Source organism: Thiocapsa sp. (assembly GCF_011390875.1).
Lineage (GTDB): Bacteria > Pseudomonadota > Gammaproteobacteria > Chromatiales > Chromatiaceae > Thiocapsa.
The window spans coordinates 1-6,016 of the sequence record NZ_JAABRP010000250.1; the positions used below are offsets into that span (position 1 = coordinate 1).

General features: G+C 62.2%; 5 protein-coding genes and 1 pseudogene. All 6 read right to left on the minus strand.

Features of this window, described 5'->3' with window-relative positions; translation table 11 throughout:
- A pseudogene (locus tag GPT33_RS16325) lies at positions 1–2,514 on the minus strand (PilC/PilY family type IV pilus protein); the annotation flags it as partial.
- Between the two features lie 21 nt (positions 2,515–2,535).
- Positions 2,536–3,129, minus strand: a complete 594-nt coding sequence (locus GPT33_RS16330; RefSeq protein WP_296810955.1) for a PilX N-terminal domain-containing pilus assembly protein — start codon at positions 3,127–3,129, stop codon at positions 2,536–2,538.
- Entirely contained in the window at positions 3,126–4,226 is a 1,101-nt protein-coding gene (locus GPT33_RS16335) for a PilW family protein (protein ID WP_296810956.1), read from the minus strand. Before GPT33_RS16335 ends, GPT33_RS16330 begins: the two co-directional genes overlap by 4 nt.
- A gap of 20 nt (positions 4,227–4,246) precedes the next feature.
- Positions 4,247–4,822: a type IV pilus modification protein PilV gene (pilV, locus tag GPT33_RS16340; RefSeq protein ID WP_296810958.1), complete on the minus strand. Its 576-nt coding sequence runs from the start codon at positions 4,820–4,822 to the stop codon at positions 4,247–4,249.
- 2 nt (positions 4,823–4,824) lie between these two features.
- On the minus strand, positions 4,825–5,343 hold the full coding sequence (locus GPT33_RS16345; RefSeq protein WP_296810960.1) for a GspH/FimT family pseudopilin: 519 nt from the start codon (positions 5,341–5,343) through the stop codon (positions 4,825–4,827).
- Positions 5,344–5,358: 15 nt separating this feature from the next.
- On the minus strand, positions 5,359–6,016 hold a 658-nt coding region (locus GPT33_RS16350; protein WP_296810962.1), incomplete at its 5' end, for a type IV pilin protein.

The window sequence follows — 6,016 nt, forward strand, 5'->3', positions numbered from 1 at the left end:
CATGAAGCCGTCGTAATCCAGGTCCACCAGACTGACATCCGCCGGGACGGGACGCTCGGTGGAGAAGGTTGCCAACACCCCGCCGGTCTCGGCATCCAGGATCAAGACAGCGCGCCCCTTGCTGCTGTCGCAGCTCGGAGTCCTCACGTCATCATCCTCGCAGGCGTCGTAGCCGCCGCCCATCACCAGCACCGGGCTCGCGCCGTCTTCGTACCCTTGAATGAATCCGGCATTCGGGATCGACCACGTCTGACCGATATCGGCAAGGCCACCCACGCAATCGACATCGTCGCCGACGTTCGGGCACCCGGCATGCCACATCAACGCCGGCGAATCCGGGGTCGTCACGTCGAACGCATAGACCATCCGTCCACCGCGTCGCATCGTTGGAAAGATCCAGGCCCTATCGATAAGCTCCGCATCGTCGTATTGCACCACCTGTCCGATCGATCCGTCGAAGAAATAATCCTTCGGGAGCGGATTGGCCGCCTGGTCCTGATTCGGATAGGCCACGAGCGGTTCATTCGCCCGCAGACGCGCGAGCTTGCCGAAATGCTCCGGCGCAATGAAAGACCAGCGCTCCGAGCCATTCCCTGCACCGACCGCGCGCAGCATCCCGTCATTTGTTCCGTAATACACCACGACACCGGCGCTGCCGCCGTAATTGATCGGCAGCGGCCGTGAATGAACGATATCCCCGTGAATCGTCGGCCGCGGATCCGTCTGAGTATTGCTCTTGTCCATCAGATCGACATCCATGCCGCGGGTATAGCCGACAAGGTCCGAGGCAAGCCCGCTGTTCGAGACATTGAAGGCGACCAGCGCCTCGCCCGATCGGGTCAGGACCTTGCGATTTGCGATATCGGAGAGACGCAGCATCTGACCGGCGGCTCCCTTCTCGACAAAGGGCCCATCCGGCCGATCCGAGTAGGGACTGCCCGTCGCGCGGCACTGACCCATGGGATCCGGGACGACGCCCAAGCCCGCCCAGTAGTCGACCGAGTCCTGCGTCCAGAAGCTCGAGGCACACTCGGCGACAAACCCGGAGAGCGTATTCACCGCACGTCGTTTGTCGACGTCGGCAAGGTCGATCCCCGTGTCGAATCGCGCAAGCTGATACCGTTTGACATTGCCGAACCAGCGCGGCTTCGCATACGGCTCGGGGCGAAACATCCCTATGAAGACCTGATTTTCGTTCTGTGCTCGGTTGGTCGCACTGATCGGCAGGGACGCCGACGCGAAGGTCGAGTTGACCGAAATGATCTCGGAGATGATGGTCTCCAGGACCGCCTCGAGGGTTTCCTGGTCGCGCGCGAAGAAATAGCCTCCGCCGCCGACCTTCGCGGCACTCATCAAGAGACCGGTATGGTCGTCGTTCTGTTTTTTGTTGAAGACGTCGATCGTATAGGTAATGACGCGGGCGCGCGGATCGGACTCTACTGCACCCGGAATGGGCACGCCCTGAACATAGAGGAATTTCGACCAATCATCCAGATTCCAAGCCGCGCCCTTGCTCGTATCAAAGTCCCCGGTCGGCACCATCGTCTCGTTGACGATCGTCCCCTGGACCATGTATCGGTCATCATTCTTATTGCTGCAATCATGAGGTGTCTTCACCGTCGCGAGACAGGTGCAGCTCGAATAACCCGCACTCCGACACGCACTGTCGGCAGCATTGACGTCGGATGTACAGGTTCTCTGGTCCTTGTAGCAGTCAACGCTGAAGTCGAGGTTCTCAAGCTCCGTTTGACTATTGAGCGTAAACTTGGGGATCGGGAGCGGCGTTCCGCTGCCGGAACCGGCCAAACGGTCCGCTGTTCCACCCGCGGACGTCACCAATGCGGACAACGCATTGGAATTGCTTGAATCGTCGATGGACGGACCACTGCTCTGCGGATTCCCGATAAAGACCAAATAGGTGTCGGTACAGAGATCCGCCGTCGTGAGCGGGGAGCTGAAACGCGAGTAGCTCGTCTGATATCCGCTTGCGTCCGCAAGACCGCTCGGCGTTCCGGTCCCGCTGTTGAGCGAGGTTCTGCCGGCCAAGTAATTGTAAACGTCATGCATCAGATACCCGTACTTCGGGCCGGATTGACGTTTCTCGTCCGGTGCGTTGATATTGTTGTCGATGCGATCCAGCTTCGTATTCAATGCGCTCTGGTTGGTCGTGTTCAGCTCCTTGATCGCATGCCGCACATAGGCATTATCGTTCTGGCTTCCCTGCGTCACATACATCATGAGCCCCACGTTGACCTTGCCGGTCAGTCCGCCGAGGGCGTTGCGAATCGCCCTGGCCTCCGCCTGTCCCTGCGATGTGCCCTTGGGCAACCAGTGTTGGTCGTTACGGCTCCAGTTTGCCGAGTTGTCCAGAACGAACAGGATGTTCGGCTTGGCCGTCTGTGCCCCCGTACCACCGACGAAGATATCGATATCCTCGGCAAAGACCTCTGGACACGCCAGAAGAATGGCGATCATGAGCCCCGTGAAGTAACGCAAACGCTTAAAAGTCAACATGGTGAATCTCCACGACAGCCATCATGGACACGCGGTGGCGATATCGTTGTTCGAGACGCGGATACTGATCCCCTGCCGGACACGGGACTGCGCACCGGATGAGAGGTCGATCGCACGCGCTCTCAGATCCCAAACGGACCCGGAGCACAACGACTGGCCGCTCGACCCCGAGCCGCCTACCACGCCGACCTGCTGCGTACCGATGAAGCACCCCTGGTCATTGATGTCCGTCGCGTCCAGTTGGTCGTTCGTAATGGGTGTCATCCCGATACAGCTCGGTGCGGGAACAAGATCGACCTCGATATCGGACGAGCCGTCGCCGTTGACATCGAAGCACTTATGATTCTTTCGGCCCTCGCAGAAGAAGACGGCCTTCGGGCTCTCGGCAGAGAGACTTTCGATCAGGAGCGGCAAGTCGTTGACGGCGGCCTCCAGGGTCGACTCCGCCGCCTTCTCGACCTGTCGCTTGTTTTCGAGATTGGAGACCACGGCAAGGTTGCTGCTGCCCATATCGAACACCGAGACGGCGATCAATGTTGTCAGCAGGAGCATGATCAGCGCGATCACGAGCACCGCGCCGCGCTGTTGACCGACAACCGTAGAATGCGCATTCATCGCATGTCCTCCCGTCTGCCCGCGACGTTGTTCAAGCGCACGGTGGTGCTGTAGGCTTGGCGCTTATAGGCATCGCCCGGTGCCTCGACAACCTCCTGACCGAGATGATAGGTCCGATCATCCAAGTGCCCATGTGTCGGCGTTGCATTGCGCACCAAGAGATGCACCCGCACGGCCACCACGTCTTGCCAATTCCCCGGATCGACGATCTCTTCCAGGTATTCGTCCGGCTCGCCTCCACCGTCGTTGTCGATTCCGTATTCGAAATGCAAATGCTCGATTCCCTCCGCGATCGGGGTCACCGTGTATCCGGCCGCCGTCAGCTCGGCCCGTTTCAGCGTCGGAATTCCGTCGTTGGGCCGGTTGCTCGGCGCCAGGTAATAGAGTCGGCTGTAGAGTCGGTAGATCGGGGCATGCGCGCCTGCCGTGCAGGAACGCACTCGGGCTGTCAGTGCCGCCCTGTTGGTCGCAATCCAGGGAGAACAATTCGGCGGATCCAAGCAGTCGGACGCGCACGCCGGCTGCTGAAGATGAGGCAGACCCTCGACAAAGGCGTCGCAATCCGGATCGTCGACGGCACAGGTGCTCGTGCGTCGCACCGCGAGCAGGTCGTTTCCGATCAAGACCGCGCCGATGGCAGTGCAGGCTTGGGGCACTGCAGCGATGTTGTCCGCGCCTTGAACCGGATGGCTACGCGCCGCGTCGAGATTCGCCGCGGTCGGACACAGGCTCGGCAGCGCCGCGCCTGCCGGGATGAGGGCCTCGCCATAGAACCCCGCATTGCTCAAATCATCCGTGATCATCTGCATGGCGTAGCGTGCATTCTGGATCTGACCGATGGATTTCTCGATCTCGTAGCGGGTGCGGCTGTTGTTGGACAGCACCAAGGCAAGTGTCCCGAGCAGGAACACACCGATCGTCATCGCGATCATCAGCTCGATCAGGGTGAAACCGCGCGAGCCAATCCCGCGCATCCGACACTCGGCCTCGCGGAACCCGGCACGCCGGCTCGGACGCACGGGCACGCCGACACGCTTCGGCGTCGGATGCTCGGAAACCCCGATGTCGCGGTCGGTCTCGTCTCGACGGATTGGCATGGCGGACATCTCGATCGGCCTCAGTTCAGATCGGCCAAGGTCAGCTGCACCGCAAGCACGCGACGCCTGCCCGGGGAGCCGTAGTCGACTTCTTGCCCGCAGGCCAGGCTCGGTGCGACCGTGTCGCTCAGACCCTGCCAGGCGACACTGACGCGGAAGGTCGCCGGGTCGCCCGGCAGCCGCTCGATACATCCGCGGGCACCGATCAACGCGCCGAGAAACGCCTCGGAGTCGTCGGTCGTTCCCGCTCCCTTCAGCGCACGGCTCCATTCGCAGAGATCGCGCTCGGTCAGATCGAGCTGAGCGCACGCTTGCGCCGGATCAAAGTCGTCTCCGGGCCCGACAACCGTCATCGTTCCCGATGCCGCATAAGCCCCCGCCTTGGCATCGCTGCGCTGGCTGTTGATGCGCGCCGCCATGTCCTCGACCAGGACCAAGGCATGCGCACGCTGATAGGCTTCCATCTGGGTTGCGGCCATCTTCGCCTGAAGGCCCGCAAGGCCAAGCAATCCGACCGCGATGATCACAGCCGTCACCAAGACCTCGAGCAGGGTGAAGCCGGACTCCGCGCTGCCGATGTGCCGCAACCCGCGCATGGTCAACAGCCTCCTTCCCGGACCGTGGGCTGGCCGCTCGGCTCGATCCGAATACAGCGCTTTTTCGCCCCGGCGTCGCTCTTGGACGCCACCTCGAAGGCTGCGCTGCCGGTTTGTCCACGCAAACGCCCCGAAGCACGATAGGTCACGTCCGTCTGTCGGGTGCTCAGCGTGACCGCTGTCATCGGATCACGTCGGATCAGCTCGACACCCGGCACCGCCGTGCTCGTGGCCGCCCAACCGGACTCCCAACCCACGTCGGCGTTCAAAGGCGCGAGGACCACGTCTCGATTGAGTCGGATGGACTCCGATCGTGCCCGCCACAATGCCGCCTGCAGGTCGCTCGCCGCAGCATGAACACGCTGCTCGGCGATGAAGCGCGAAAACGAGGGAACCCCGATCCCGGCCAGGATCGCCACGATCGTGATGACCAACATCAGCTCAAGCAACGTAAAACCCGAGAGGCGTGCCGCAGGGGTGCGGGATCTCCGATCGGCGAACGGCAAGGTCTCGGCGTTCATCTCAACCCTCTCTCATCACCACTTTCCGCTTGGCGCCTTGGCGCCCGCCTGGTTCAGCGACAAGGCCGCTCCGCCGAGGTCCTGCGCCTGCATCGAGCCGGCTTTCGGCGTCGCGCTCACCGTGAAGGTCGGCGGGGAACCCGTCGGCGCGGAGACCGCGACGGTGTAGAACTTCTCAACACGGTCCGGCACCGCCGCGAACCCCAGCTCGTCGATCGACGACGCATAACGACGCGCGTCCATAAGAAACTGCTGCTGGCGTTGGGCGAGATCCATCAGAAAGGACTGCGCATCGGCGCGATTGGCCTTGCGGACATGCTCCTGGTAGCTTGGATAGGCGACGGCGGCAAGGATGCCGATGATGGCGACCGTGATCATCAGCTCGATCAGGGTGAAACCGCGCTTGCGGGCTGCCCGATTACGACCGCCGGGACCCGGCGGCTCGGATGCGCGCCCGGTGCAGACTTCAAGATCGAGGCACCGACACTTGTCCTCGGCCCAGTGCTTCGCGCTGATGGGTCTTGGAATGCCGGGTGTATGCTGACCGACGATCGGCGCAACGCCCGGAACCGCTGTCGAGAGGCGCGCCTCCCGAAGCGGCTCGGGGCCGAAGTCGGTGTTGCGCGGCTGATCCGAAGATCTGATCATGGCGGTCGCTCGCTGCTCGGTCCTC

Excerpts from the sequence above, each read along its gene's own strand:
- GPT33_RS16330 (WP_296810955.1), bottom strand. The coding sequence starts at position 3,129 with ATGAATGCGCATTCTACGGTTGTCGGTCAACAGCGCGGCGCGGTGCTC.
- GPT33_RS16335 (WP_296810956.1), bottom strand. The coding sequence starts at position 4,226 with ATGCCAATCCGTCGAGACGAGACCGACCGCGACATCGGGGTTTCCGAG.
- pilV (WP_296810958.1), bottom strand. The coding sequence starts at position 4,822 with ATGCGCGGGTTGCGGCACATCGGCAGCGCGGAGTCCGGCTTCACCCTG.
- GPT33_RS16345 (WP_296810960.1), bottom strand. The coding sequence starts at position 5,343 with ATGAACGCCGAGACCTTGCCGTTCGCCGATCGGAGATCCCGCACCCCT.